Origin of the sequence: Exiguobacterium sp. s123 (assembly GCF_018617075.1) — a bacterium.
GTDB lineage: Bacteria > Bacillota > Bacilli > Exiguobacteriales > Exiguobacteriaceae > Exiguobacterium > Exiguobacterium profundum.
Genome location: NZ_JACSJL010000002.1, coordinates 38,173 through 64,096 on the forward strand (window position 1 = coordinate 38,173; position 25,924 = coordinate 64,096).

A 25,924-nucleotide genomic window follows, 5' to 3' on the forward strand; every position below is an offset into this window, starting at 1 on the left:
CCTTTTTACCAAACGTTCACTGGGCAGTGCTTCGTCGCGAGTCGTGCCCGATACGAGACGTAACACCCACATTTCAAGCAAGTATCTTGTTGCTGGAACGGGCAAGCCGCGCAATGGGTGAGGCGTGCCTCATATTCCGTATCCGACACCTGCTCCATGACTTCCGCATCGATGGTCAACAGCCAGTCATGATCTGTCGTTTGCGGTGGACAGGTCCGACATCGCCGCGTCTTCGCCACTGTCATCTCAGCGGACCGCGATGGTGATGACGCTCATCGCTGGCACGTCGAGGACGAGCTTGCCGTCTTCCGTGACGGTCACGTCATGGTCCCGTGGTGAGACGAGGTCAGGTTGTTCGAACGTATTGTGGGCGTTCAAATGGTCTGCCGTTAAAATCCGGGCCGACACGACAGAGATGGCGCCGATTCCCCGTAAATCGATTTCGACCGTATCGCCTTGCTCGTGGTCGAGTTGGCAGAGGCTGATGTGGAGCACACCTTCCGCATTTCGCGAAGCGGTGGCGTTCACGGCCGGGATGGCTTCATCTTTGGCCACATAGTTACGTGTGTGCGCGGCGAGTTCGACGCGTTCGGCGTCTTGGTGGACGCTGTACATCTCGAACACATGGTATGTCGGCGTGAGGATGAATCGGTCTCCTTCTGTCAAAATCATCGCCTGCAACACGTTGACCATTTGAGCGATGTTCGCCATATGAACGCGGTCGTTATGGTTATGGAAGATGTTGAAGTGGACCGCAGCCACGAGTGCATCCCGAATCGAGTTTTGTTGATACAAGAAACCTGGGTTCGTCCCCGGCTCCACATCGAACCACGTGCCCCACTCGTCGACGATCAAGCCGACACGTTTTTCTGGGTCATACTGGTCCATGATCTGGCCGTGTTTCGTGATCAACTCGTCCATATGGAGGGCGCGCTTCAACGTGATGAACCATTCGTCCTCCGTGAAATCGAGAGCCGAGCCTTTGCCCAACCAGAAGTCACCTGGGATCGTGTAGTAATGGAGGCTGAGCCCGTCCATCATCGTCCCTGCTTCCCGCATCAGGACCTCTGTCCATTTATAGTCGTCAATGTTCGCCCCACCGGCGATTTTATAGAGTTTATTGCCGTCGTAGTTGCGGACGTACGTCTGGTAGCGGCGATACAGGTCCGCGTAATATTCAGGGCGCATGTTACCGCCGCAGCCCCAGTTCTCATTCCCGACGCCAAAGTACGTGAGTTCCCACGGCTCGGTCCGGCCGTTCTCTTGTCGCCAGTTCGACATCGGTGACTCGCCACCGAACGTCATGTACTCCACCCATTCCGACATTTCTTGCACCGTTCCGCTTCCGACGTTCCCACAGATGTACGGTTCACACTCGAGCAGCTCACAGAGGCGCATGAATTCATGCGTACCGAAGTGGTTGTTTTCGACGACCCCGCCCCAATGCGTGTTGACCATCCGTTTTCGGTTCTCGTTCGGACCGACCCCGTCCTTCCAGTGGTACTCGTCGGCAAAACAGCCGCCCGGCCAACGGAGGACCGGGATGTTCAATTTCTTCAAGGCGGCGAGCACGTCGTTGCGAATGCCATCCGTGTTTGGAATCGGCGACTCAGGACCGACCCAGAGCCCTTCATAAATACAACGACCTAAATGCTCGGCGAAATGACCATAAATGTGCTTGCTGATCGTCCCTTTGGTTAAGTCGGCATTGACGATGAGCTGTGTCGTCCCTGTCGTCACGTGCGTCGGTTTGATGAGTTGGTTGTTCATTGTATCTCCTCCATGAAGAAGGGCCAACGAAGTGGCCCTTTAGATTATGGTCGATAGTAAAGTTCATTCCAACGTAGTTCGTTGTTAAATTGGACCGTCTCCGTCTTGGCATCGATGACAGCGATTTCAACGTCGAGCATTTCCGCGAAGTCCCGTAGTTGGTCGGTCGTCACTTCATACGAATAGCAGGTGTGGTGCGCCCCACCGGCTTGAATCCAGTTTTCGACCGCTTGCGCCATCGAAGGTTCTGTTTTCCAAAGAACGCGTGCGACCGGCAAGTTCGGCATCGCCTCTTCCGGCTGAATGCCTTCGACCGTGTTGACGAGGAGACGGAAGCGATGGCCGAGATCGATGATACTCGCGTTCAACGCCTTGCCGCTCTGTCCTTCAAAGACGATCCGGGCCGGTGCTTCCCGGTCGCCGATACCGAGCGGATGGACTTCGATTCTTGGTTGATCGGCCGCAATCGTCGGACAAATCTCCAACATGTGAGCGCCGAGCACCATCTCGTTGCCCGGCTCGAAGTGGTACGTGTAATCTTCCATGAACGAGGTCCGCTCGTTGTTCGACATGATTTTCATGAGACGGACCAATGCTGCCGTTTTCCAGTCACCTTCTCCGGCAAAGCCATAGCCTTGCTCCATCAAGCGTTGGACGGCGAGACCCGGTAACTGCTTCATGCCGTGCAAGTCTTCAAACGTCGTCGTGAAGGCGGTATATCCTCCTGCCTCGAGGAAGGCTTTCATACCGAGTTCAATCTGGCCTTGGTAACGGACCGAATCAAGGAACTCCTCTTCCGCCATCCCTTTATTCGTCAGTTCGTAACGAGACGCGTATTCGTCCATCAGCGCATCGAGATCTGTGTCGGTCACGGCGTCCATATATGCGACAAGATCACCGACACCATATCCGTCCACCGTCCAACCGAGGCGAATCTGCGCTTCGACTTTATCGCCTTCCGTCACGGCGACGTTGCGCATGTTGTCACCGAAACGAGCCACTTTTAACACTTTGCTTTCGGCCAACGCATGAGCGACTTTCATCCAGCTCGCCATCTTGCCGCGTGTCGTCTCGTCTTCCCAGTGCCCGACAAGCACTTTGCGTTTGACGTTCATCCGGCTCGTGATAAATCCGTGTTCCCGGTCGCCGTGCGCCGATTGGTTCAAGTTCATGAAGTCCATATCGATCGCATCCCAAGGGATGTCGCGATTGAACTGTGTACCGAAATGGAGCAACGGTTTTTGTAGGACGCGCATGCCACTGATCCACATCTTCGATGGCGAAAACGTGTGCATCCAGGTGATCACGCCCGCACATGAGTCGTCCGCATTCGCCTGAAGCATCATCTGACGGATCTCTTCTGCATTTTTGACGACTCCCTTGAAGACGATCCGGTCGCTGAAGACGTCGGCCGCATCAAGTCCAGCCACCATCTCTTTTGAATGATCCTCCACTTGACGAAGCACGTCTTCGCCGTAAAGCATTTGGCTTCCTGTCACGAACCAAAATTCATATGTTTTTGCTGTCAACATCCAAAGTCCCCCTAATGTGAGGGCGAAGTTCCGGTCATTTTTGGCCGTAGTATGCGTTCGCCCCATGTTTTCGCAAATAGTGTTTATCTAAGATGCTCTGTTTAATCGGTGTCAGGCCAGGGTTCAAGTTCAAGGCGTGAAGTCCCATCTTCGCGACTTCCTCGAGGACGACCGCATTGTGGACCGCCTCATTCGCGTCTTTGCCCCAGCAGAACGGTGCGTGATTGGCCACGAGCACGCCCGGTACGGCGACTGCTTCGAGCATTAACTCGTCAAGCGTCTCTAAAATGACGTGGCCGGTCTCGAGCTCATACGCCGTTGCGATCTCTTCGTCTGTCAATTCTCGAGTGCACGGAATCTCGCCATAAAAGTAATCGGCGTGTGTCGTTCCGAACGCCGGGATCGCCCGCTTCGCCTGTGCCCAGCTCGTCGCCCATGGCGAATGGGTATGCACGACCCCGCCAATCTCAGGGAGAGACCGATAGAGCGCGAGATGGGTCGGTGTGTCTGATGAGGGGCGAAGCTCGCCTTCGACGACGTTACCTTCCAAATCGACGACGACCATGTCTTCCACGGTCAATCGTTCGTAAGGGACACCGCTCGGCTTGATGACGACCAATCCGGCGTTCCGGTCGATGCCACTGACGTTGCCCCATGTGAAGGTGACCAAGCCGTGTTGCGGGAGGGCCAAGTTCGCTTCGAGCACGGCTTCCTTCAAATGACGGCTTACCATACCGGTTCCTCCTTCACGCGTGATGCTTCGGCTTTGATTTTTTTCAAGCGTTTCATCACATCGTTTTCACCGCGACCGAAGTAGTCGTATAGTTTCGTGTATTCGGCGAACAGAGCATCATACGTCGCGACGTTTTCCGGAATCGGCTTGTACGTCTCTTCTTTGACACGGCCCATCTTCGCTGCCGCTTCCGTGATCGTGGCGTAACCGCCTCGCTCCGCACCGGCCGCCACCGCCCCGAACATGGCCGACCCGAGGGCAGGCGTTTGCGAGGAGGCGGAGATTTTGATTTCCATGTTCAACACGTCCGCATAGATTTGCATCATGAGGGCGTTCTTCTCGGCGATTCCGCCGGCTGCATATACTTCATGCACAGGAACACCGCTGTTCCGGAACGCTTCCACAATCGTCCGTGTCCCATACGCCGTCGCTTCAATCAACGCCCGGTAAATGTCTTCTGGTTTCGTGAGCAATGTCGCTCCGAGTAGGGCACCCGTCAAATTCGTATCGACGAGCGACGATCGGTTCCCGTTCCACCAGTCGAGGGCGATGAGACCGCTCTCCCCGACACGTTGACGGGCTGCTTTCTCCGTCAACAACTGATGGATGCCGATACCTTTCAAGGCGGCCTCTTCGACGTAATGTCCTGGGACACACGTCTCGGTGAACCATTCAAAATGGTCCCCGACACACGATTGGCCAGCTTCATAGCCCATCAATCCTGGGATGACACCGTCTTCGACGACACCGCACATGCCTGGGACGACTTGTTCGTCTTTACCGAGTAGGATATGGCACGTCGATGTGCCCATGACCATCAGCATCTTGCCCGGTTCGGCGATTCCGACAGCCGGTACCGCCACGTGGGCGTCGACGTTCGCGACCGCGACGGCCGTGCCTGGAAGGAGTCCGATTCGCGCGGCGAACGCCTCTGTCAGTTCACCCGCCTTGGACCCGATTGGTGCGATGTCGCGCGTTAGTTTCTCTTCGACAACGTTCTCTAGCCGCGGATCGAGCGCTTTAAAGAACTCGTTTGACGGGTAGCCGTCTTGTTTATGCCAAATGGCTTTATATCCAGCTGTGCAACTGTTCCGAACGACGCGACCTGTCATCTGGGAGACGACCCAATCCGTCGCTTCTAGAATCTGGTCCGCCGCTTCATAGATCGCTGGTGCTTCGTTCAGGATTTGCCACACTTTCGGGATCATCCACTCCGATGAGATTTTCCCGCCATAGCGTTTCAAGAAGTCTTCGCCCCGCTCCGCTGCGATGCGGTTCAACTCGTCCGCCTCGTCTTGCGCGGCGTGGTGCTTCCAAAGCTTCACGTAGCTGTGCGGGTTTTGTTGATGCTCCTCATGGAAACAAAGCGGGTTCAAGTGTTCGTCAATCGGTAAGATCGTGCAGGCTGTGAAATCGATGCCGAGTCCAACAACTTGGTCCGGCATGATCCCCGCCTCTTTCACGACGGCCGGGATCGTAAGTTCTAATACTTCTAAATAGTCTTGCGGATGTTGGAGTGCCCAATCATGCTCGAGACGGGTCACTCCGTCCGGTAAATATTCATCCATGACGCCATGTGTGTACGGTTTGACCGCGGTCGCCACTTCTCGACCTGTCGCTACGTCGACGAGGACCGCACGTCCTGATTGCGTCCCGTAGTCGACGCCGATTGTATAGTTGGCCATATTCATCACCCTACCTCCAAAAGAATGCGCTTACATATAGGATGAAAAAAATAAAGTGTGTGGGCACTCTTGTATTTTCATCCGTACAACTATTCAAATAACATGTCTGATTCGTACAGAAAACAAAAATATACAATCAAGTTGTACGTATAACTTATACCTTGATTGTATCAACTATTTTAAATTAATCAACTGTTTTCAACATTTTATCTGAACATTTTTGCGTCAGTTCTGAAAAAACTGTGACATTCATCTTTAAAGAGACTGCGATAAGTTGTACGGATATTTACAGTCGTTTGCCGATAAAAACGTGCCCTCGGTCAGACAATCCCGCGAACACGAGCGTCTCTCGCCAATTCTCCCAGTCCCAGCCCGGTAACATATGCCAAGTGATCCTTTCAGGACTGTAGAGTTTGATGGTCGTATCCGTCAGCTTCTCATAACGGCCTCGTTCGCCATACTCTGTCACGAAAGTCCCGTCCGCTAGAAGTTGAATCTTACTTGAAGGCAGGACGTCATGTTTCGTCCGGTCCATGTAGATCCACTCCCACTCCCCGACGAGTTCCTCCATCTCGATGGGCCGTTCTTCTTCCCCGGCATATCGTTGCGGAGATACGAGCGGCCAGCCCGATTCCGTCCAGATAATTTTGCGGATATGCAGTTCGTGCCAGTGCGGGTCCTGCTCACCTCTGACGTGATGGACGAGATAATCCTTGTCCCCGTCATGCAAGACGGAGTTATGACCGGGACCGACCCAACCTTCCCCAGCCCCGAACCGATAGCCCCCTAAAATCTTCATGCCGACTTGTTGGGAGTCGATTTCGAGGTCGGTCATGACGTTCCCATCAAAATCGACGTACGGTCCGGTGATCGAAGTCGAGCGGGCCACACGGATGTGATAGTCCTTGAATAGGGAGTCGTACGAGACGAACAAGTAATAATGGCGATCCGCCTCCCGATAGACGATATACGGTCCCTCGATTGCCCCTTCAACGCTTTGGTGACGTTTCGCAATCAACGTCTCCTCACTCCCCGGACGTTTCTTCCCGGTCTCCGGATCGATCGGGAACACGTACAGCCCACCGAAGAAGCTACCGTAGACGAGCCAAGGTTCTCCATGCGCATCGAACGTAATATTCGGATCGATCGCGTTCGGTCCTGACGTCCCAGCCTCGCTCTTCACGACGAGCCCGTGATCCTGCCACGGTCCGTCTATCGTTTCCGCACTGGCGACACCGATATAGGACTGCGTCTGCCCGAACTGTGAAGCCGCATAGTACATGACGTAACGACCACCCATGAACACAACTTCCGGTGCCCAAAGCCCCGGCGCCCCCGTCCATTCCACAGCCTCGTGCGGAAGTTCTTCAAACGCCAAGCCGACGTATTCCCAATGGATCAAATCCTTTGAGCGGCGCACTTGAATCCCCCCGTTGATTTGATGCCCGTGGGCTGCATCCGTCGAGAACACGTAATACCAGTCCCCGACTTTGATCGAGGCGGGATCGTGGGCGTTGTGCGTGCCCCACATCGTTTCGTTCGTCAATCGCTCTAGCAGATAACGTTCTTCTCGTTTCGGACCGTTCATTTTTTGCATGTTTCCGTTTCTCCTTTTATCGTTTTTTGCCCCATACGGCGGTGCCGTCCTCGCTCAGACCTGTGAAGATGATCGTCGGTTGCCAATTCTCCCAATCCCAAGCCGCACCGACTTGCGTCTCATACGTCTCTTGTCCGACTTCGACCTCGAGGACCGAGCCGTTCAATCGCCAAGACCCGTCCCCGTTTTCGAGCTTCCCGCCTCGTTCCAACGTCAACGTGCTCGAGGCTTGCTGTCCATCGTCGAATCGCGGGAACGTGATGACGTCCCAGTCCCCGACCAGATGGGCGTCGTCGACCTCGACGTCTCCTTCACCTGCATAGCGCTCGGGCGAGACGACCGGCCAACCGTCTTTCGTCCAATACACTTTTCGGACGTGCAACTGTGACCAATAGATGTCTTCACTCGGTCGCGCCTGATGCAACACGAATGTGTCAGTCCCGTCTTGTAAAAATGCCGAATGCCCGGTCCCGACGTATCCGTCATCTCCTTCGAAACGATACGAACCCACGATTTTCACGCCCGTATCAAATGACTCATCCGATTCGTCCCGTAAGTCGCGACCACGCGAGTCGACGTACGGTCCCGCGATTGACTTCGAGCGACCGATCCGGACGTTGTACGTATCTTCTAACCAACCATACGACACCATCAAGTAGTAATAACCTGTCTCATCGTTATACAAGATTTCCGGTCCTTCGATGCCCATCGACATGTCTTTCCGTTTGGCGAGCAACGTTCCCTCTGACGATTCGTCCACTCGCTTCCCAGTGCCTGGATCAATCTCCGTCAAAAAGATCCCACCAAAGTACGACCCATACGCCATCCACCATTTGCCTGACGCATCTTGCGTCACATGAGGGTCAATCGCATTGGCGACACCCCCGTCCCCGTCTTTCGACGTCACGACGGCGCCCTCGTCTTCCCAAGGCCCTTCGATCGTTGACGCGGTCGCTAGCCCGATGTACGACGTGCGGCTCCCGACCCCTGATACGGAATAGTACAAGTGGAACCGATCTCCGATTTTTGTGATCGCCGGGGCCCAGAACGTATTCCCACCGGCCCAAGCGAACGCCTCTTCAGACACTTGATCGAACACACGGCCGACGAACTCCCAGTGAATGAGATCGGTCGATTTACGAATTTGAATACCGGGCGTCGGAGGACCACCCACCATGTAATCCGTCGAGAAAACGTAGTACGTGTCACCATCTTTAAAGATTGCCCCGTCATGCGTAAAGTTCGTCGTCCACTCGCTCTCTTTGTTGAGCACGTCTGGCGTCACATCTTCCACCTTTTGATCAAACGGCGCTTTCGGGAGTACCGACTCATCGATTGACGCACTCGTCGTCTGCCAGAAGAAAACACCTCCGACCGCGACAATGAGCAACGCCATCCAGACCATTATTTTTTTCATGTCAATCTCCTTCCTCCATCAAAAAGGCACCCGCCTAAAAAAGACGGGTGCCTCTGTCTTGTCACACCTCAGCCCTTCACACCAGAAATCGCAATCGACTCGATGATCTGTTTTTGGAAGATCATGAAGACGATTAACATCGGGAGTAACGCCACGACGGACGCGGCCATGATTAACGGATAATCACTTTGAATTGCATAAGATGCGTTAAAGTTCGCGATGACAAGTTGAAGCGTCTGTTTCTCCGGCGAGTTCAAATACAGAATCGGCCCGAGGTAGTCGTTCCAGATTGCCATGAACCAAAGAATCAATTGCGCGGCCACGGCCGGCTTGATCAATGGGAAGATAATCTTATAGAAGATTTGGAAGTACGAGCAGCCATCAATCTTGGCCGCCTCGATAATCGAGTTCGGGATGCTGTTCAAAAATTGGCGCAAGAAGAAAATCATGAAAATATTCCCGAACAGTCCAGGCACGATCAACGGTAACAGCGTATCCACCCAGCCGATGCTCGAGAACATCATGAACTGGGGAATCATGAGCACCGGGTAAGGGATCATGACAGAAGCGAACAAGAGCAGGAAGATTTTATTCTTGCCTCTGAAGTTCAACTTCGCGAAGGCGAACGCCGCCAAGCTCGACGTGAACGTTCCGACGATTGTGACGGATAACGCGACGATCAAACTGTTCGATATCCCGGACAACAGCGGGCCCATGCTCCAAATTTCCGTGTACTTGCTAAACGAAATATCGGTCGGGATCCATACCGGAGGGAGCGCGAACACATCCTCTTTTGATTTTAGCGACGTCGATACCATCCAGAGCAGCGGCGCGATCATGACGACCGCTCCGATGGACAGGAAGATAAAGATGAAGAAATCCGTGATTCGGTCCTTCTTCTTCACCGACATCGTTTCCACGTTCTCTTTTTTCCGTGAGAGAGCTAATTGCATGGTCATTCTCCTTTCCTATACACGAATCGCTCAATCAAGATCGAACGATGATTTTTCATTCATCCGGAATTGGAGCAACGTGACGATGAAAATGAAGAGCCCGAGGACGAGCGCCATCGCCGAAGCGTAACCGAGTTGGAAGTTCCCGAACGATTTTTGCCAAATGTAGAAGACCGCAGAGGCAGACGAGTACTCAGGACCCCCGGTTGGTGTCATGACGTTGATTTCCGTGAAGATTTGCGCTCCTCCGATGATGTTCGTCACGATGATGAAGAACGTGACCGGTTTGACCATCGGGAGCGTGATATGCCAAAAGCTTTGCCACGCGTTGGCTCCATCGAGTTTCGCTGCCTCATAAAATGATTTCGGGACACTTTGGAGCGCCGCCAAGTAAAGGAGCATCGTGTAGCCGAGCCCTTTCCAAATCGCCATGAGGATGAGCGCGGGTTTGACGGTATCGGTGTTTTGGAGCCAGTTCGGCCCGTCGATCCCGATCAAAGCCAGGAATTGGTTGACCAATCCGTAGTCCCCGTTATACGCCCATTGCCACAAAATCGAGACGGCGGCAATCGACGAGATGACGGGAATGTAGTAAATCACGCGGAACGTGTCCGTCCCAAAAATCTTTCGATTCAACGCGAGGGCAAGCAGAAGCGCGAGAACGATTCCGATTGGGATCCCAATCATCATAAAGAGCGTGTTGTACATTGATTTATAAAAATATTCATCTTGGAACAAGTTAACGAAGTTCTCAAACCCGATAAATTTCATTTGACCGAGGCCGTTCCAATTCGTGAAAGCGCCGTAAACAGAATACATCAACGGTACGAACGCGAAGAGGAAGAACCCAATGACCGGTGCCGCAACGAACAGGTAGGCGTACCGCTGTTCAGTTCGATATAACTTGGAAATCGATTTTGTCTTCATTATCCTTCCATCCTTTCAACGTCAGAGACGCAGGTGGCGAACATCGCCACCCCGTTTCGACTCTCTGATCAATTCGCCTGTTTCTCTTGTTCGATCGCCGCATCGAGCAATTTCTGCATCTTCGGCTGCGCCGTCTTCACATAGTCTTCGACCGACGTTTTACCGTCTAGGACAGGCTGGATGTTTTTGAAGAACTCGTCGTACCATTCTGCCGTGTATGTTTTCTCAGCCGGGAACCCGCGGCCATAATCGTTGATTAAATCAAGGAACTCTTGTTTGTTATCTGGTTTGATTGACGTATCAGCTGCCCAGTTGTCTGCGATTTCCATACTGTTCGGCAATTGGACTTGCGCGTCTACGAGCGCTTGTTGCCCTTCTTGGTCCGCAGACAAGTACATCGCCAACTCTGCCGCTTCTTCTTTATGTTTCGTCGTCGCCCCGACGCCGATCCCGAGTGACCCCACCCATCCTGACGCTTTACCGGTTGAACCGGCTGGCCATGGAAGTAAGTCGTACTCGAATTTCAACTGTTCTTTAAATGCTGCCATATCCCACGGTCCGACTGGGAAGAAGGCGAGCTGACCTTTCAGCCAACGTTGGTACGTGTCGAGCGTCTGTGTTTCGCCGATTGACGGTGTGATCCCGTGTTTCAACTGTTGATCGACGAAGAATTGCAACGCTTCGATGAACTTCGGATCATCGATTGTCACTTTCGTACCATCTTCATTGATCCAGTCCGCTCCATTACTCCAGACGAACGGTTGAAGGGCCCAGTTTACGTTGAAGCCAGTGCCGTACTGATCCATCTTCCCGTCACCGTTCGTGTCTTTCGTCAACTGTTTGGCTACGTCCACGAACTCATCCCATGTATATGGTTTGTCTTTATCCGGTAGCGGGATGCCCGCATCTTCGAACATCGTCTTGTTGTAGCCGAGTGCGAACGGACCTAAGTCTTTCGGTAGTCCGTAAATCGCGCCTTCTCCGAGCGTCTTCCCATCGAAACGATATTTGTCGACACCCTTCTCCCAAATGTCGTCCAACTTGACGTCTTCTGAAGTTTCAACCGCTTCAGTGATATCGAGTAGCACGCCCGAATTTACGTATGCTTTCACTTGGGCAGGATTATAGAAGAAGACGTCTGGGATTTTGCGACCTGCGATGGCCGATTTGAGTTTTGTATCGTACTGATCCGGGGCTGTCTGGACCATCGTTACTTTCACGTCTTTGTTGGCTTCTTCAAAACGTTTCACCGTCGCTTGGTAGGCTTTTAACTCTTCTGGATTTCCACGGAACATAAATGTCAATTCAACTTTCCCGTCAGCGCCTGCCTCGTCTCCCGAACAGCCGGCGAGCGCCAAAGAAGTTGTCATCAGGGCTGACATCGTTAACGCAAACATTTTTTTCGATTTACGATTCATTGTGAATTCCTCCATCAGTATATATTCATGTGCAAAAGATGACGAAGATGTACGTACATGTTGAATTAAATAAAAAAGCAAGCTGTATAATGAAGCCCACACGACACTATACATTCACTAGCCAAGAAACCAATTTAATTAGCAATGAAAGCGTTTTCTGTACAATTTGAGTCTATTACACACGTTCGGACATGTCAATTTGATTTTTATGTATTTTTATATTTCATCCGTACATATTCATAGAAAATTCAGGTGCTATTTTTGCTTATTCATAGTAAACAGGACATTTGTTTGTTAATATATATGTAAGATCATATCTTGTACGTATGAGTTGTTCGACGTACACGAGAGAAAGCAGGGACGCCAGATGGCACAACGCACAAAGTACAATATGGTTAAAGATCATATTCTTGAATGGATAAAAGATGGAACGGTAAGACCAGGTGAAAAAATTCCTTCTGAAAATGAATTGGTCCAATCATTTGGAGTGAGCCGTCATACGATTCGACAAGCTGTAGGAGAACTAGTGAACGAAGGTTATCTTTACCGTGAACAAGGCTCGGGCACGTATTGCTCCCCGGTCCTTCCGACCTCGGCTCCCCAGGCGATTGAACGTTTAGGCAACGGTAAAAACATCGGTGTCATCACGACCTACATGTCTGATTATATCTTCCCGTCTATCATCCGGGGGATTGAATCTCACTTGGCTTCAAAAGGATACACGTTGACCTTATCTTGCACGGATAACAACGTCGAGAAAGAACGGCAATGCCTCGAGATGATGTTAGATCGTCAAATTGATGGGTTGATAGTCGAGCCGACGAAGAGCAGTAGCTACAATCCAAATATCAAATATTATTTAGAACTCGAACAACAGCATACGCCGTATTTGATGATTAACCAATACTATTCGCAGTTGACGCCTCCTTATTTGATTATGGATGACGAGAAAGGTGGGTTCTTGGCTGCCGAACATCTCATCAAACTTGGACATGAGCGCATCATGGGACTCTTCAAAACAGATGACCTTCAAGGGGTCCATCGGATGCGCGGCTTTATACGCGCGTTCCGGGAATACAATCTTCCCTTAGAGCCAGAATTAATTATAACGTATACGACAGAAGAACTTGTGCCTTCTTTTTATGACGTGATTCATCAAGTTTTTGAGAACGCGGACGAACGGCCGAGTGCGATCGTCTGTTATAACGACCAACTCGCCCTTAACGTGTTGGACCAGTTGAGAAATCTACGCCTCTCTGTCCCGCAAGACGTCTCACTCGTCGGATATGACGACTCGGTGCTTGCCGTCGCGACAGAGGTGAAACTGACTTCGATCATCCACCCGAAGCAAGAATTGGGTCGTGCCGCAGCCGAGTGGATCATCGCAGCCGTCGAGAAAAAGGATACGCCACCGTCACATACGTATGAACCTGAATTGATTGTCCGCAACTCGACCGCACCCTATAATCGTCTCGAATCTAAATTAGGCTGATTCACTGCTAACTTCTTGGAGGTCCTCATGAATTTAAAACATGAACATAACAAGCTATTCCAAGCGCTCGAATTTGTCACCAGCCTGGTACAACTGAACGTGGTCTTCTTCCTGACCATTCTGCCTGTCATCACGTTGTTCCCGGCCTTGTACGCTTTACATGCCGTCACACGGCAATGGTCGGTCAACCAAGATTACAGCGTGTTCCGCGCCTACTTCCGTTTCTTTAATGAAGGAGTGCGCCGTCATTATAAGCTCGGTATAGCCTGGACCTTGTTTGTATTCGTCTTGTTGATCGACTTTTTGCTCATTCGGCAAATCCATACAGGGCAAACGATTCTCTTCACCGGTCTGTTCGTGATCGGATTTGTCTTCACCTCCCTATCGTTATTCCTGTTTCCGATTTTGACGCACTACGAGATGAAGACGATGGATGCCTTGAAGTTGGCGTTATTCAGCATCATGCGATACGGCTATATTGTCGTGCTCGCGCTCTTGTTATTCACAGCACTCGGTATGCTCGCGTATCGCTCTCCGCTCTATTTGTTGTTCGGCTGTTCGTTCATCGTTTTTCTAAAAACGAAACTATATCTCCACCAATTAAATCGTACTATAACGAACAATCATATCGATATCGACTCCACGTATTATTGAATTTTTCCATCTACTTTAACAAAGTAGATGGTTTTTTATTTGAATCTAAGAAGAATGGTTTACTCATCTGTCAATTTCAATAAATATGACCAAGTCACTTCTTTAGGTTGTTTAAGTTCTATTCAAAATGAATAATACAGTTCTTAGTTAGTGAGGAGGCAAAGCAATTGGGCTTTTCCGTTAATGACTTTATTGAGGATACTCCAGTTTTTGGTGACTTACATTATATTTTGCATTATGACAATGAATCAGAACGAAGAGACACTTTAGTCTTTTCGAAAACATAGTTCAGTCCTTCATTACTGAAAGAAGCTGATTTCATTAGACTACAACAAGCAACCCTTCGTATTAATAAGTAGGCTTTAGAAAAATGTGCTCCCTAATAAACTATGTATGTCTCTTCATTCCTTTATATGCCACTTATAGTTCCACACTTCAACATACTTGATCACCTCAAGTCGTTTCCTATCCAATTTTCCAACCGCTGTGTAAGGCAACTCCTTCACAAACACGATTTCTCGTGGAAGCTGATAAGTTGTCAGTCGTTCGCGCAACCAGCTCACCAGTTCTTCTTCTGTCAATTTTTCATCATATAACTGTACGTATGCTTTCAAGATGTGACCGGCGTACACATCCTCTATCCCGACGACGGCGGCGTCCTCGACATTCGGATGGTCGCGCAAAACCGTCTCGACTTCCCCAGGATAAATATTGTTTCCTGCCGAGATGATCAAGTCGTCTGTTCGTCCACACAAAAAATAATAGCCGTTCTCATCCCGGTATCCGACATCACCCGTTTGAATCCAGCGGTTCTTCCTGCTTTGCATGGACCACTTATTTCGTATGCAAAATTCCCCGATGGTGCCCGGCTCGACTTTCGCTCCATCTTTCACTACCTGTAAGTCCCCTCCCGGAATCCTTCTCCCGAGCGTGTTCGCATCATACTGTAAATCTTCTGGTGTGGCGATCAGATTCAAGCCCGCTTCCGATGTTCCATATAGATTGTATAAGACGTTCCCTAACTCGTTATGAACTTCACGGACTAAAACGGGATGAAGCTTCGCACCACCGGAAGCAATACAAGCGAGAGAATGAAGTGATGTTGGATCGTGTCGTAACATTTTATGGATCATGAGCGGGACGACCGTGACCACTTCTACCTTGTGTCGCCGAATGAGGTCACAGGCTCTCTGCACATCAAAATTCTCCTGAATGACGACCTGTTTCCCTAACGCGAGAAAAGATAAAAGGATGGCGATGCCGTAGCCATGGTAAATCGGGGTGGCAATATAAGCAGTATTGAATGACGGCAACTGCAATCGGTTCATTAGAGCTGCGAATGGAGCCAGAAAGTGAAAGAGGGATGGTTTATGAGTCACTTGTTTCGGTTTTCCGGTAGTACCGCCGGTCTATAGCACGATTTTCCCGCTCGAGGCGGCCGGAAGCTTTCCTTTTTTATGTCGCTTCGAATCCGATAGACTATTGATTGATACCTTTTCCTCATGATAGCTGACAAATGTCGAACGTTCGTAAGACGAGTTTTCAATTAAGTTTTCAAACTCATCATCGTAAATCAAAAGATCGAATGGCTGTTCTTCTACGAGTCGGTTGAACTGCAGTTGACTCATCGATGAATGAAGCATGTAGATGTCTGCACCGAGTCGTGAAGCCGCAAACATCCCTTGTACGAAAGACGAGTGGTTGTGACAGAGAAACGCAACTTTTTGTCCCTTTTTAACCCCATACTGATTAGCGAAATGATAAGCGAGGTGTTCACAGCGTGACTTTAGCTCTAGATACGTCACTGTTTCTCGGCTATCCACTAAAGCCGTTTTTTGACTCCCTGCTCTTTCAGTCAATGTAAAAAGAAGCATCAAGTTGATTCCATTTTGACGGATTGCGACGAACAGACGGCCTAGATTCGATGGTGATAGAAACTGGAGCTGCGACAAGACTTTCAATAACTTAACCATTCTTATTGTCACGCTCCTTTCTCTTAAGGAATGCAGGGACCATCCAGTCTATCGGTCTTCTGAAAACAAGTGATGCTACTTGACCGAGGAACAACCACCACGGCTTATATACTGTTCCTTTCGTATACAAGGCATGTCCGATTAATTCTGCCACATGTACCGGTGACATGGCAGGTGAATGCTGATAAGCCAGCGTCGGTTTGATCATCGGAGTTTTTACTAGCGGTAGATATAGAGTCGTCGTGGATATATTTTTGATTGTGAGTTCCGGACCCGCGGAGCGAAACCACGTATCGAACGCGGCTTTTGATGCCTGATAGGCTGCCCAGTGAGGAAAAGGATGAAGTAACACATTGATGGTCGACACATTGACGATCTGCCCGTTCTTCTTTTCGAGCACCGGAATGAGCGACAAAATCAATTGTACGGGAGCAAAATAATTGATTGCCATCGTCCGTGTGAAGTCATGGTATCGATCGAGTGACTCAGTGATGGGACGATTGATGGAGATTCCAGCATTGCTGACGAGAACATCCAATCCGTCCGGTAGTTGATGGAGATACGCCAGCAAACCATTCCGTTCCTCTTCAATTCGAAGATCTGCCGGGAACACGGTCACCGTGGCTGACCCCTTTTCGATTTCAGACTTCATGGCGTTCATGTCTGATTCTCTACGGGCAACGAGAATCAGATGCGCGGTTGTATCCGCTAGTAAAAAAGCGAACGCCTGCCCGATTCCTGAGCTCGCTCCAGTAATCAATACCGTTTTCCGATCCAACGCTGACTTCATTTTCTGATGATCGAAGGAAGGAAATCGGAATAGGAGTCTCTCTAGTAACGTGTAGTCATACATATAGACAGCACCTTTTTTGATTTTTACAATAGAACGATCACGAACTAAATAAATCTGTATGTTTAGAAGTAAAATTACTGCTCTTGTATACATGTAATGCCAAATGATATGTAACAATTTAACGAACAGAAAATGAAGTTCCCAAGATGAACGTCAGCCTTAATTACTTCAATGACTACAAAAAATCTAGCAAATCTAAATCTTCACTACATTTATAAAAGAAGTTTGGACCAATCATGGCTTTAATCATTTCAGATAGCTGATAGTACGAGGGATCATCAATCAAATTCATCAACTGGAATACATACCCTTTGTTAAATGCAACTCCATCATAACAATTATAGTCTTCGACCTCATTTGGAATAGAAACTGAATTCACGTACAACAATTCATCACTCCAATAATTAAGCCATTCCACTTCCTTAACTTTAGAAAAACCTGTTTCGTACATGAGATCCTCTCGTTCTTCAATCCTTCTAGATATTGATGCTTGGAATGGACCCCACTCTCGACAAATTCGATCAAATAACCGAATCCATTTGTCCTTTTCATTCAGAAAATTTGTCTTGCTGATCACAAAAACGAAACCAACATTTCCTGGTAACCCATCTTTCAAATTATGAATGTTGAGATAACCTTTACTATTTTTTAATCGACAAATAAAGCTGTAAAAATCATCGTTGCCTTCTGTCCACATCTTCAGAAAGGTGTCATTCGAAAACTCAGTTCTAAGTGGTTCGTAAAATCCCATCTTTCCGATTTCAATCTGAAACGTTTCGAAGATATGTAGCATCTGTAATGCCCATTTTTCATTCTGTAAGTCGTGAAAAAAGTTAAAACTAAGCCTTACTTCTCTCATATATTTTCAACTCGCCCTGTATTCATTTTTTAAATCCAAAAATGACAAACTACACTTCATCACTCAACAACAACATTATGAAAAATTTTGTTTTTATACAACGAACAGCAGTATACACCTTCAACATGAAATGTATACTGCTGAATTAATATTTCATCATTCATTTCCTTATTTTTTACCATTCGCATATCTAGTGAAATTATCGAGAATCGCCTGCCATCCCTGTCGTTGCATTTCAACCGGATTCATCGATTCCGCATCAAACACCTCGACCACCTTCGTCTGATCCCCTTCAGAAGTAAATGAAATTCTGACTCTCCGTTCATCCTCAAGGCGATACTGAATGAGCTCATTTTCTTCAACTTCCTCATATACCCCTTCAAAATCAAAGCCCATGCTCTGATCTTTCGCTTCCATTCGACTACGAAACTTCCCGCCGACCCGTAAGTCGTTCTCCGCCTCAATCGTATGCCAATCGTCAGACGCATGATTCCATTGTTTGATATGTTCAGGTTCTGTCCAGAATTTCCAGACTGTGTCGATTGGTGCATCGACGAGCGTTGATATCGTCACGACATTTGATTCCATGATTCGTTTCCCCTTTATTCTACAATTTTTGATCAATCACGAATGCGCTGCCCGTCCTATATGACGAACGCAATATGAGATTACTTCCCTATCAATCACATCTTCTCCTGCTCTCATTTCAACGATTGAAAGATACTTAAAACAAAAACCTTGAGTGGCACTCAAAATCGAGTTCATTCAAGGTTCTTTTCATTTCATCATTGAAACTTAACTCTTGGCAATCCCAAGCATAAATCCAGCGACGACAATCAACCCGATTCCCATGAAAACAAAGACGCGTTCTTTTGTCGTCTTCTCTTCTTTCAAGAGATAGATCCCACCAAGTGTCGCCACGACGACGTTCAATTGGGATAAGGCGAACGAAGTCGCAATCCCCACTTCTCCGCTTGAAACGAAAAGTCCGAAGTTCCCTATTCCCCAGGCGATCCCCGCCAAGATGTTTTTGAATGTGCGTGGATCCAGTTTCTTGACGTCCTTTTCACGAAGACTGAACAGAAGTGCCGCGATGAACATCCCGACGGATTGTGGAAGAATCGCGGTGATCCCTTCTACTTCAAAGTAGTTCGTCAAGACGGCATACGTGACGTAACCAATACTCGAAACGAATAGGACGAGTAAACCCTTTTTCAACGCACCGGCACTGTCCTGATCTTTCTTCTGTTGGTAAGAAGTCATAGTCGCCCCGATGATGATCAAGACGAGCGCTGAAAACCCTAACCATAGCTCCGTCGATGTCTGCCAGTCCCCGAGTACGATGACCCCAAAGAGAGAGGTCCCAACGAGTTGCATCCCCGTGCTGATTGGCATCGCTTTGGAGACGCTTAAGATTTGGAACGATTGGAACTGCAAATATTGACCGAGCGCCCAGAACGCCCCTGAGATAAATCCGGTCACGATGGCGAGTGTCGTGAACTCCGGTCGGAAGACGAGGGCAATCACTGTTGCCATAATCATCGCCCCGATGGTCGTTCCGATTAACTGCTGAATCGGTTTTCCTCCTACTTTCGACACGATGAGTGGAATACTTCCCCACATGAGTGCCGGTAAGAGTGCCAAAAGAATCATTTCCATGAAGCACACCTGCTTTCTTAATATAACGTCTAACATGAAATTCCCACGTCTCCAATTTTATAAACCTAAATTCAAAAAGGGAATTGCCATGTCGAATACTACGATGATATAATGATTTCGAACGGGGCATTAGCTCAGCTGGGAGAGCGCTACGCTGGCAGCGTAGAGGTCAGGGGTTCGAGCCCCCTATGCTCCATTAATTGGTCACATCTCGAATGAGGTGTGGCTTTTTTATTGGTATGGTGCGATTCAACCTCTTTCTGAACGGGTAATGATAGTTAGACTTTTTCATATAAGGGGGAATTTTGATGGAACGTACATCTGTAGAAGAAACATTGACGAGCGTGATCGAATGCATGCGCGCATGCAACCACTGCTTCTCAAAAAGTTTGCAAGAAGAGGATTTACACATGTTCACCGAATGCATCCGCCTGACTCGAGAATGCTCAGACATTTGTACTTTAGCTTTAAATGCCTTAGAAACAGATTCAGCCTTTTCAAAACCAATCGTTGCTTTATGCGCCCAAGTCTGTGATACGTGTGCGGTTGAATGCGGACGACACCAGCACGACCATTGCCAAGCCTGTGCCAAAGCATGTGAGCGTTGTGCGGAAGCTTGCCGAACACTTGTTGCCGCTTAAGCACGACATTCGTCTAACTTTCTGTTAGACTTTTTTTATTGCTTACGAAAGAAGGTAAACTATGAACCATACCATTCTCGCACTTGACGTGGAGACAGCTAACCGTGATAGTCGCAGCATCTGTTCTGTCGGATGGAGCATCCTTCAAAATGGTGATGTGGTCGAAACCGACCAGCGACTCGTCAATCCCGAGGAAGACTTTGATATGGGTAACATCCGCGTCCATGGCATTCGTCCGAGTGACGTGTGGGATGCACCGGCATTACCGGAAGTACTTTCCTCTCTTTACCCGATTTTACGGGAAGTGGACCTCGTCATCGCACATAACGCTTCATTTGACATGGGTGCCTTGAGAAAGGCGATTGTGAAATATGATCTATTCGATTTCCCGACAATCGAGTACGGTTGCACCGTCAAACTGTCACGTAAACTGTATCCAGGACTCCCGAACCATAAGTTGAACACGATGGCAGAACACTTGAACGTGCCGTTTATTCATCATGATGCTGCGGAAGATGCTCGCGTATGCGCGCTACTTATGCGAGACATGATGCAAAAAACCGGCATCACAAGCCCAAAAGAATTACATCGCTATACGTCCGTGAAAACAGGAACGCTCGCATATTAAACCGGTCATGAAATCATGACCGGTTATTTTTTGAAAATCCATCTCTTCTGGACATAATAACTGACGAAAAAGAGAGAACTATCGACGACTACTTTTAGGATGACCTCGCCTTGTCTGAGCAAGAGAAACAAGAGATAAACAAGGAGTGCTGAAACGGCCATTTGAAGCACGACGAGACTAAAATATTTCGGAAGAGACCGCCGCGCCTTCGAATCGAAGACTACTTTTCGATTAACGAGATAATTGAAGAGAGAGGAAATGATTCGAGCGATGACCGTCGCGATGACGACGTGAGCCGTATCGAAGTATGGGGATAATAAATAAATAAAGAGCGCATACATCCCTACGTCGACAAGGAACGAGGCGACAGAGGATAACGAATACATCAAAAACATCCGATAAATTAAAATCGAGTCGAGAATCGGTCTAAAATGGGATGAATCATTTTCATTCTCATATACGGTCTGGATGGTCGTTTGTTGAATCGGTACCTGCAATCGTTTCGTGAACGTGAGCATATTCATCTCGAACTCATATCTATTTCCAGGAATGTCAAGCAGTTGCCTGGCGTATCGCATCGGGATGGCTCGAAGTCCCGTCTGCGTGTCTTTTAACTTCAGCCCGCTCCCAATCAACATCACGAGCCGTGTCGCCTGATTGCCGAATCGGCTCCGGAACGGAATCGCATCTCCGCTAAAATCTCGACATCCCATGATGAGATGATGTGGTTTATTCAACCCTTCCTCATAGACGCTGACGACATCTTGCGGTAAATGCTGCCCGTCGGCATCGACCGTGATGACCCCCGTTTTATCCGGATATGTGTCCACCACATACCGTAACCCCGTCTTGATTGCTGCTCCCTTCCCTTGATTCTGTTCGTGCGTTAACACTTGGTCGACAAATGATGCAATCTTATCAAATGTGCCTACCGACGATTCGTTACTACCGTCATTGACCACAATGATGTTCGCAAACCCACTCGCCCTTAACTTCTCCACGAGTGTGACGAGTGCCTCATCAGGGTTATAGGCCGGAATCAAAATCGAATACGCTTGGCGTGTTTCCACTTCATGCATCTGCATCGCCACCCCTCCTTCAATTCCTCTATACCCGAAGCAATGAATTCTCATTCCCAATAAAAAAACATCAGCCCTAAGGCTGATGCATGTACTCACCCGATAAAGATCAAGTAAGACGAAACGAAATAGACAACGACAACGAGTAACGAAGGAATCACATAACGTACCTTCGACGTGACATTTTGTCTTAGCACACTATACATGACGAGGATCGATAGGATGGTGATTCCGACCGCAGATACGAGGTGTGACGTCGAGACATCTGCGAGAATCGATCCATTCCGATAGAAGACATCTGACATGGCGATAATCAACATGTTGAAGATATTCGAGCCGAGAATCGAACCGAATGCCAAGTTGACATTACGTAGTTTGAGCGCCATGAACACAGCGACCGCTTCCGGGAGTGACGTCGATGCCGCAATCAAGAAGCTACCGACAAAACTAGAACCGAGTCCTGTGACAACGGCAATTTGATCACCTGTGATGGAAAGGGCTGTTCCTGCCGCCATGATTACGATTGCAGCAATGATGAATCCAAAGACCGCACGTTTCAGCGTGATCTCTTCATATTTACCGACGACCACTTCTTCTTCGACTTCATGCTCCGCGATCGGCTCTGTCGGTTGTTTCCCGATATAGTAGATTCCGATACCGTATAGAATCGCAATCAAGAGCGCGTCGACTCCGATTCCGATAAACGTCATATCAACGCGAACGATCAAAGCAATCAACGTCGTGACGGTCAAGAGTAACCCAAGTCCGGCCGTGTACAGGTGGTCCCGACTCGCATAGTTGAACAATTGCTTCTGTCGGAAGTATAGGTCGAACATCGCTAAGATAAAGATATTGAATAGGTTACTCCCAAGCATGTTCCCGATGGCAATGTCGGGGTTGTCAATCATGACAGCCGATATACTCGTTGTCACTTCCGGGAGCGACGTCGCTCCTGCCAATAAAACTGTACCGACGAGCATCCCGCCCATTTTCGACTTTTCAGTCATGACGTCGGCGTACGTTGACAATTTGATGGCGGCGTAGACGGTGATGGCCGCGGCCAGTAAGAAATAAACAAATACCATTTTTTCCTCCTCCTTGGGTAAACAAAAAAGACCTTTTTATGGACGACAAAAACGCCCATAAAAAGGTCTTGCGGACTTGTAAAAGCTCGATGGACCGAGTGCGTATGCACTGTAATGACGACCCATCGACCACAACTGTGGTCGCTACTCCCCTTTTTATCTTCCTTTTGACTATAGCATGAAGAGAACTAGTTGACAATCGAGCGGCGCATGAGCGCGAGAAGCTCCTGTGGGTCGAGAGCCGTCCGATATGCGAGTTCTTGCATCCCCGCGAGCTTCTCGGGTAACAATGGCGTGATCCAACCCGCTTCGTGAAGTCGTTTTCGGAAGCACACAATCTCTTCGTCATCAATCGTCTCTCGCGCAACAATCTCTCTTAATTCATATGCCGTTTGACATAGTGGTGCCGATTCTTGCAACCATTCGTCCTCGATGAAATAAGTCAACATGGATTCGAGGAGTCTTGCCACTTTTCGATCTTTCGCATTCTTCTCACCGTAAAACAATAGATGGAGTTCTTGTTCATACAAGCCAATCAGGTCTGTCGAGCTCCGAAATGGTTCAAATGCTGACAGCAACTCATGGTAATACCACGATTGGTCCCGCATCGGCCGTTTAAAACGTTGCCACACCTTCATCCCTTCCATCTCAAGATCATAACGGATGGAGCGGAGATTATGTAGCTTGTCCGCCACGAGAAGTGCGACTTCATCAAATTGAAGTGACTGCACCTGTTGAAGTGTCATCCGTTTTCGCTGTTCCCACGACTCTTCACGATTTTTCTCCGAGACCGCGAGAACGAGCCTGTGAACGTCAGAACCGAATTTTGATAAGATTTCTTGTGGGTCTGTCTTCGTGTCCTCAACCAAATCATGAAGCAATCCTGCCGCCACCACTGCCGGTGCTTGATGATCGGACTCAAGAAGCATGGCGACCGAGAATGGATGTGACAAATATGGAATGGTTGAACCTTTTCGATACTGTCCTCCGTGACGAATAGACGAAAAACGCAGTGCTTCTTCAACGAGTGGATTCATGTCACAATCCTCCTTCTTCCGGATGAAAACTCTTCTATCCCTTACCCGGAATTAGGTATAAATAACCTAAATTCTGACCAGTTTTAGGTATATTGTCGCATCATTCTTCATAAATCATTTTTTTCGTCATTCCCCCATCGATGACAAGATTATGACCGTTCACAAAACTGTTTTGACGGTCAATCAAGTACTGCACAGCGCGGACGATATCTTCCGGTTCACCGACCCGTCCTGATGGGTGCTGCTCATGATCAATCTCGCGTAATGCCTCATCGGACGTATGAATCCATCCTGGACTGATTGCATTCACTGTCACGGGGCGATCGCCTAATGAGATGGCGAGTGAATGGGTCAATCCAACGATGCCTCCTTTAGATGCACCATATGCGTCCCAATGCGGCTCATTCTGGAAGGCACGTGTCGAGGCCATGTTGACGATTCTTCCGTACGACTCACCTTGATTCAGTTCTAAAAAGTATTTCGCACAACTAAATGTCCCGACTAAATTGACATCGATGACTCGCTTGAACGTGTCAATCTCAAGCTCATCAATCGGCTTGACTAGCGAGGCGATCCCTCCGTTATTGATCAACACATGGGCTCGACCAAATTCGTTGTGAATATCGTCAAAGACACGCTTAAGTTCAGACGTGTCTCCAAGGTCTACTTGATAAAAGCGTAACCCTTCGATATCCGGATCATCTCCAATGTCTAGCACGATCACTTCATACTGATTTACGAAAGCTTGTGCAATCGCATAACCAATTCCTTGACTAGCTCCTGTTACAATCATCACGTCTGTCATCATTCATCCCTCCTAAAAAACTGTATACCCAAATCTCGATTAGTAGGACCATAGTTTTCGATTCGAAGTCGTGATCACACTCGCTCCCGCATCAAGTGCCGCCTGGACTTCCTCCTTTGTTTCAATCAGCCCACCTGCGAAAACGGGTATCCCCGTCTTCTCCTTCACACGTTGAATATACTTCGGCACAATGCCTGGCAGTACTTCAATATAGTCTGGTTTTGAACGTTCAATGTGTTTGATACTTTTCTCTAATGAGGTGGAATCAATTAAAAATAAACGCTGCACAGTGACCACATCATTTTGCTTTGCCTTGACGATGACGTTTCCTTTTGTCGAGATGATGCCGAACGGTTTTAACGTCTGACAGACATACTCCGTCGCATACTCGTCGGCCTTCATACCTTGTATCAAATCCATATGGATGAACACTTTTTTATCATGCTTCCTCAATAATTTGGAGATGGAGTCCAATCGGCTCATATGAATCTCTAGTAACACCCCTAATTCGAAATCACTCGATAAAAACCGCTCTAAATCCCGCATGTCCCGTATCGCCGGTAAGATGGATTGACCATTGATCATCAACTATTCCCCCTGTCTCTTTCTCATTATGCAGATAGCGTATTTTTAAAATCAAGGTTTACTCATTCAATATATCGGGAAAATAAAATCAACTTGTGCAGAGGGGGATTTGAGTATGGTCAATGAAGTGACTGTAAAAGTCGAAACACCGACTCCAGAACAACACCAAGCGTTACGCGTGAAGGCGGGGATGCCACGACGTTCTGATCGAGGCACGGTGAAAGGACTTCAAAATACGCTTTTTGGGATTTGTTTATACTTAGATGATGAGATTGTCGGAATGGGACGTGTCGTCGGTGACGGCGGAATGGTATTCCATTTAGTAGATATCGTCGTAGACCCGGAGTGCCAGGGTCTTGGACTCGGAAAATTAATCATGGAGCATTTGATGGACTGGATCTTACAAGAAGCGGATGAAACGGCCATCATTAGTTTAATCGCAGACATTCCAGCCGATGGGTTGTATCGACAGTTCGGTTTTGATTACTCACGACCTGAATCCGTCGGAATGGAGTATCAATGGAATCAAAGAGAAAGCTAAT

General features: G+C 48.6%; 25 protein-coding genes, 1 tRNA gene and 1 pseudogene. 6 read left to right on the forward strand and 21 right to left on the reverse strand.

Annotated elements, in window-relative coordinates; translation table 11 throughout:
- Window positions 1-5 precede the first annotated feature (5 nt).
- The 10 genes from KNO72_RS04060 to KNO72_RS04105 form a co-directional block, all read right to left on the reverse strand.
- Window positions 6-245 (reverse strand): DUF6171 family protein, encoded by a 240-nt coding sequence (locus KNO72_RS04060; protein WP_143404767.1) that lies wholly within the window; start codon window positions 243-245, stop codon window positions 6-8.
- A 1-nt stretch (window position 246) separates the two neighbouring features.
- On the reverse strand, window positions 247-1,770 hold the full coding sequence (locus KNO72_RS04065; RefSeq protein WP_214684156.1) for an alpha-N-arabinofuranosidase: 1,524 nt from the start codon (window positions 1,768-1,770) through the stop codon (window positions 247-249).
- Between the two features lie 44 nt (window positions 1,771-1,814).
- The gene (gene araA / locus KNO72_RS04070) at window positions 1,815-3,302 is read right to left on the reverse strand and encodes an L-arabinose isomerase (RefSeq protein WP_214684155.1); all 1,488 of its coding nucleotides are present in this window, start codon (window positions 3,300-3,302) and stop codon (window positions 1,815-1,817) included.
- A 34-nt stretch (window positions 3,303-3,336) separates the two neighbouring features.
- On the reverse strand, window positions 3,337-4,035 hold the full coding sequence (araD, locus tag KNO72_RS04075) for an L-ribulose-5-phosphate 4-epimerase (protein WP_031423581.1): 699 nt from the start codon (window positions 4,033-4,035) through the stop codon (window positions 3,337-3,339).
- Window positions 4,029-5,726 carry a ribulokinase gene (gene araB / locus KNO72_RS04080; protein WP_214757314.1) on the reverse strand — a complete coding sequence of 566 codons (1,698 nt, stop codon included), beginning with the start codon at window positions 5,724-5,726 and terminating at the stop codon, window positions 4,029-4,031. The genes araD and araB overlap by 7 nt, the downstream gene beginning before the upstream one ends.
- Before the next feature lie 280 nt (window positions 5,727-6,006).
- Window positions 6,007-7,317 carry an arabinan endo-1,5-alpha-L-arabinosidase gene (locus tag KNO72_RS04085; RefSeq protein ID WP_214684153.1) on the reverse strand — a complete coding sequence of 437 codons (1,311 nt, stop codon included), beginning with the start codon at window positions 7,315-7,317 and terminating at the stop codon, window positions 6,007-6,009.
- A gap of 16 nt (window positions 7,318-7,333) precedes the next feature.
- The gene (locus tag KNO72_RS04090; protein ID WP_214757316.1) at window positions 7,334-8,734 is read right to left on the reverse strand and encodes an arabinan endo-1,5-alpha-L-arabinosidase; all 1,401 of its coding nucleotides are present in this window, start codon (window positions 8,732-8,734) and stop codon (window positions 7,334-7,336) included.
- Window positions 8,735-8,802: 68 nt separating this feature from the next.
- A complete protein-coding gene (locus KNO72_RS04095) occupies window positions 8,803-9,645 on the reverse strand; it encodes a carbohydrate ABC transporter permease (protein WP_031200025.1) in 843 nt (280 codons plus the stop codon).
- Window positions 9,646-9,717: 72 nt separating this feature from the next.
- Window positions 9,718-10,614 carry a carbohydrate ABC transporter permease gene (locus KNO72_RS04100; RefSeq protein ID WP_021066211.1) on the reverse strand — a complete coding sequence of 299 codons (897 nt, stop codon included), beginning with the start codon at window positions 10,612-10,614 and terminating at the stop codon, window positions 9,718-9,720.
- Window positions 10,615-10,682: 68 nt separating this feature from the next.
- Window positions 10,683-12,032, reverse strand: coding sequence for an ABC transporter substrate-binding protein (locus KNO72_RS04105; protein ID WP_031423570.1), 1,350 nt, complete (start codon window positions 12,030-12,032; stop codon window positions 10,683-10,685).
- Window positions 12,033-12,399: 367 nt separating this feature from the next.
- Between KNO72_RS04105 and KNO72_RS04110 the strand changes: the two genes are divergently transcribed.
- The gene (locus KNO72_RS04110) at window positions 12,400-13,524 is read left to right on the forward strand and encodes a GntR family transcriptional regulator (RefSeq protein WP_214757318.1); all 1,125 of its coding nucleotides are present in this window, start codon (window positions 12,400-12,402) and stop codon (window positions 13,522-13,524) included.
- Between the two features lie 27 nt (window positions 13,525-13,551).
- Complete coding sequence (locus KNO72_RS04115) at window positions 13,552-14,178, forward strand: YesL family protein (RefSeq protein WP_214757320.1); 627 nt, start codon at window positions 13,552-13,554, stop codon at window positions 14,176-14,178.
- 401 nt (window positions 14,179-14,579) lie between these two features.
- Here the strand turns inward: KNO72_RS04115 and KNO72_RS15610 are convergent, their stop codons facing one another.
- From KNO72_RS15610 to KNO72_RS04140, 6 genes and pseudogenes are all read right to left on the reverse strand, one after another.
- Window positions 14,580-15,005: a class I adenylate-forming enzyme family protein gene (locus KNO72_RS15610; protein ID WP_371815833.1), complete on the reverse strand. Its 426-nt coding sequence runs from the start codon at window positions 15,003-15,005 to the stop codon at window positions 14,580-14,582.
- 6 nt (window positions 15,006-15,011) lie between these two features.
- Window positions 15,012-16,151, reverse strand: a pseudogene (locus KNO72_RS04120) (AMP-binding protein); the annotation flags it as partial.
- Window positions 16,144-16,929 carry an SDR family NAD(P)-dependent oxidoreductase gene (locus KNO72_RS04125; RefSeq protein ID WP_251028270.1) on the reverse strand — a complete coding sequence of 262 codons (786 nt, stop codon included), beginning with the start codon at window positions 16,927-16,929 and terminating at the stop codon, window positions 16,144-16,146. The gene KNO72_RS04125 and the pseudogene KNO72_RS04120, both read right to left, overlap by 8 nt.
- Window positions 16,930-17,179: 250 nt before the next feature.
- On the reverse strand, window positions 17,180-17,863 hold the full coding sequence (locus tag KNO72_RS04130) for a hypothetical protein (RefSeq protein WP_214757324.1): 684 nt from the start codon (window positions 17,861-17,863) through the stop codon (window positions 17,180-17,182).
- A gap of 168 nt (window positions 17,864-18,031) precedes the next feature.
- On the reverse strand, window positions 18,032-18,451 hold the full coding sequence (locus KNO72_RS04135) for an SRPBCC family protein (RefSeq protein ID WP_214757326.1): 420 nt from the start codon (window positions 18,449-18,451) through the stop codon (window positions 18,032-18,034).
- A 207-nt stretch (window positions 18,452-18,658) separates the two neighbouring features.
- Window positions 18,659-19,522 carry a GRP family sugar transporter gene (locus KNO72_RS04140; protein ID WP_078146990.1) on the reverse strand — a complete coding sequence of 288 codons (864 nt, stop codon included), beginning with the start codon at window positions 19,520-19,522 and terminating at the stop codon, window positions 18,659-18,661.
- A 123-nt stretch (window positions 19,523-19,645) separates the two neighbouring features.
- Between KNO72_RS04140 and KNO72_RS04145 the strand changes: the two genes are divergently transcribed.
- The 3 genes from KNO72_RS04145 (at window position 19,646) to KNO72_RS04155 (ending at window position 20,791) form a co-directional block, all read left to right on the forward strand.
- Window positions 19,646-19,718 (forward strand) — tRNA-Ala (locus tag KNO72_RS04145).
- Between the two features lie 112 nt (window positions 19,719-19,830).
- Entirely contained in the window at window positions 19,831-20,163 is a 333-nt protein-coding gene (locus KNO72_RS04150) for a four-helix bundle copper-binding protein (protein ID WP_012726406.1), read from the forward strand.
- Window positions 20,164-20,224: 61 nt separating this feature from the next.
- Window positions 20,225-20,791 (forward strand): 3'-5' exonuclease, encoded by a 567-nt coding sequence (locus tag KNO72_RS04155; RefSeq protein ID WP_012726407.1) that lies wholly within the window; start codon window positions 20,225-20,227, stop codon window positions 20,789-20,791.
- 23 nt (window positions 20,792-20,814) lie between these two features.
- Here the strand turns inward: KNO72_RS04155 and KNO72_RS04160 are convergent, their stop codons facing one another.
- The 5 genes from KNO72_RS04160 to KNO72_RS04180 form a co-directional block, all read right to left on the reverse strand.
- Entirely contained in the window at window positions 20,815-21,876 is a 1,062-nt protein-coding gene (locus tag KNO72_RS04160) for a bifunctional glycosyltransferase family 2/GtrA family protein (RefSeq protein ID WP_214757328.1), read from the reverse strand.
- An 89-nt stretch (window positions 21,877-21,965) separates the two neighbouring features.
- Entirely contained in the window at window positions 21,966-22,955 is a 990-nt protein-coding gene (locus KNO72_RS04165) for a sodium:calcium antiporter (protein WP_214684138.1), read from the reverse strand.
- A gap of 188 nt (window positions 22,956-23,143) precedes the next feature.
- Window positions 23,144-23,992, reverse strand: coding sequence for an HD domain-containing protein (locus KNO72_RS04170; protein WP_214684136.1), 849 nt, complete (start codon window positions 23,990-23,992; stop codon window positions 23,144-23,146).
- Between the two features lie 100 nt (window positions 23,993-24,092).
- Window positions 24,093-24,800, reverse strand: a complete 708-nt coding sequence (locus KNO72_RS04175; RefSeq protein WP_214757330.1) for an SDR family NAD(P)-dependent oxidoreductase — start codon at window positions 24,798-24,800, stop codon at window positions 24,093-24,095.
- A 36-nt stretch (window positions 24,801-24,836) separates the two neighbouring features.
- On the reverse strand, window positions 24,837-25,382 hold the full coding sequence (locus KNO72_RS04180; RefSeq protein ID WP_214757332.1) for a glycerol-3-phosphate responsive antiterminator: 546 nt from the start codon (window positions 25,380-25,382) through the stop codon (window positions 24,837-24,839).
- 115 nt (window positions 25,383-25,497) lie between these two features.
- On the opposite strand from KNO72_RS04180, the gene KNO72_RS04185 reads away from it, so the two are divergent.
- On the forward strand, window positions 25,498-25,923 hold the full coding sequence (locus KNO72_RS04185) for a GNAT family N-acetyltransferase (RefSeq protein ID WP_047795266.1): 426 nt from the start codon (window positions 25,498-25,500) through the stop codon (window positions 25,921-25,923).
- Window position 25,924 lies beyond the last annotated feature (1 nt).

What these genes read in the sequence shown, in the direction of transcription:
- KNO72_RS04060 (WP_143404767.1), bottom strand. Translation starts at nt 245, where the DNA reads ATGACAGTGGCGAAGACGCGGCGATGTCGGACCTGTCCACCGCAAACG.
- KNO72_RS04095 (WP_031200025.1), bottom strand. Translation starts at nt 9,645, where the DNA reads ATGTCGGTGAAGAAGAAGGACCGAATCACGGATTTCTTCATCTTTATC.
- KNO72_RS04165 (WP_214684138.1), bottom strand. Translation starts at nt 22,955, where the DNA reads ATGGTATTTGTTTATTTCTTACTGGCCGCGGCCATCACCGTCTACGCC.
- KNO72_RS04065 (WP_214684156.1), bottom strand. Translation starts at nt 1,770, where the DNA reads ATGAACAACCAACTCATCAAACCGACGCACGTGACGACAGGGACGACA.
- KNO72_RS15610 (WP_371815833.1), bottom strand. Translation starts at nt 15,005, where the DNA reads ATGCAAAGCAGGAAGAACCGCTGGATTCAAACGGGTGATGTCGGATAC.
- KNO72_RS04105 (WP_031423570.1), bottom strand. Translation starts at nt 12,032, where the DNA reads ATGAATCGTAAATCGAAAAAAATGTTTGCGTTAACGATGTCAGCCCTG.
- araB (WP_214757314.1), bottom strand. Translation starts at nt 5,726, where the DNA reads ATGAATATGGCCAACTATACAATCGGCGTCGACTACGGGACGCAATCA.
- KNO72_RS04180 (WP_214757332.1), bottom strand. Translation starts at nt 25,382, where the DNA reads ATGATCAATGGTCAATCCATCTTACCGGCGATACGGGACATGCGGGAT.
- KNO72_RS04130 (WP_214757324.1), bottom strand. Translation starts at nt 17,863, where the DNA reads ATGAGAGAAGTAAGGCTTAGTTTTAACTTTTTTCACGACTTACAGAAT.
- araA (WP_214684155.1), bottom strand. Translation starts at nt 3,302, where the DNA reads ATGTTGACAGCAAAAACATATGAATTTTGGTTCGTGACAGGAAGCCAA.
- KNO72_RS04115 (WP_214757320.1), top strand. Translation starts at nt 13,552, where the DNA reads ATGAATTTAAAACATGAACATAACAAGCTATTCCAAGCGCTCGAATTT.
- KNO72_RS04185 (WP_047795266.1), top strand. Translation starts at nt 25,498, where the DNA reads ATGGTCAATGAAGTGACTGTAAAAGTCGAAACACCGACTCCAGAACAA.
- KNO72_RS04085 (WP_214684153.1), bottom strand. Translation starts at nt 7,317, where the DNA reads ATGCAAAAAATGAACGGTCCGAAACGAGAAGAACGTTATCTGCTAGAG.
- KNO72_RS04110 (WP_214757318.1), top strand. Translation starts at nt 12,400, where the DNA reads ATGGCACAACGCACAAAGTACAATATGGTTAAAGATCATATTCTTGAA.
- KNO72_RS04150 (WP_012726406.1), top strand. Translation starts at nt 19,831, where the DNA reads ATGGAACGTACATCTGTAGAAGAAACATTGACGAGCGTGATCGAATGC.
- KNO72_RS04160 (WP_214757328.1), bottom strand. Translation starts at nt 21,876, where the DNA reads ATGCAGATGCATGAAGTGGAAACACGCCAAGCGTATTCGATTTTGATT.
- KNO72_RS04100 (WP_021066211.1), bottom strand. Translation starts at nt 10,614, where the DNA reads ATGAAGACAAAATCGATTTCCAAGTTATATCGAACTGAACAGCGGTAC.
- KNO72_RS04135 (WP_214757326.1), bottom strand. Translation starts at nt 18,451, where the DNA reads ATGGAATCAAATGTCGTGACGATATCAACGCTCGTCGATGCACCAATC.
- KNO72_RS04155 (WP_012726407.1), top strand. Translation starts at nt 20,225, where the DNA reads ATGAACCATACCATTCTCGCACTTGACGTGGAGACAGCTAACCGTGAT.
- KNO72_RS04175 (WP_214757330.1), bottom strand. Translation starts at nt 24,800, where the DNA reads ATGATGACAGACGTGATGATTGTAACAGGAGCTAGTCAAGGAATTGGT.
- KNO72_RS04090 (WP_214757316.1), bottom strand. Translation starts at nt 8,734, where the DNA reads ATGAAAAAAATAATGGTCTGGATGGCGTTGCTCATTGTCGCGGTCGGA.
- KNO72_RS04170 (WP_214684136.1), bottom strand. Translation starts at nt 23,992, where the DNA reads ATGAATCCACTCGTTGAAGAAGCACTGCGTTTTTCGTCTATTCGTCAC.
- araD (WP_031423581.1), bottom strand. Translation starts at nt 4,035, where the DNA reads ATGGTAAGCCGTCATTTGAAGGAAGCCGTGCTCGAAGCGAACTTGGCC.
- KNO72_RS04140 (WP_078146990.1), bottom strand. Translation starts at nt 19,522, where the DNA reads ATGGAAATGATTCTTTTGGCACTCTTACCGGCACTCATGTGGGGAAGT.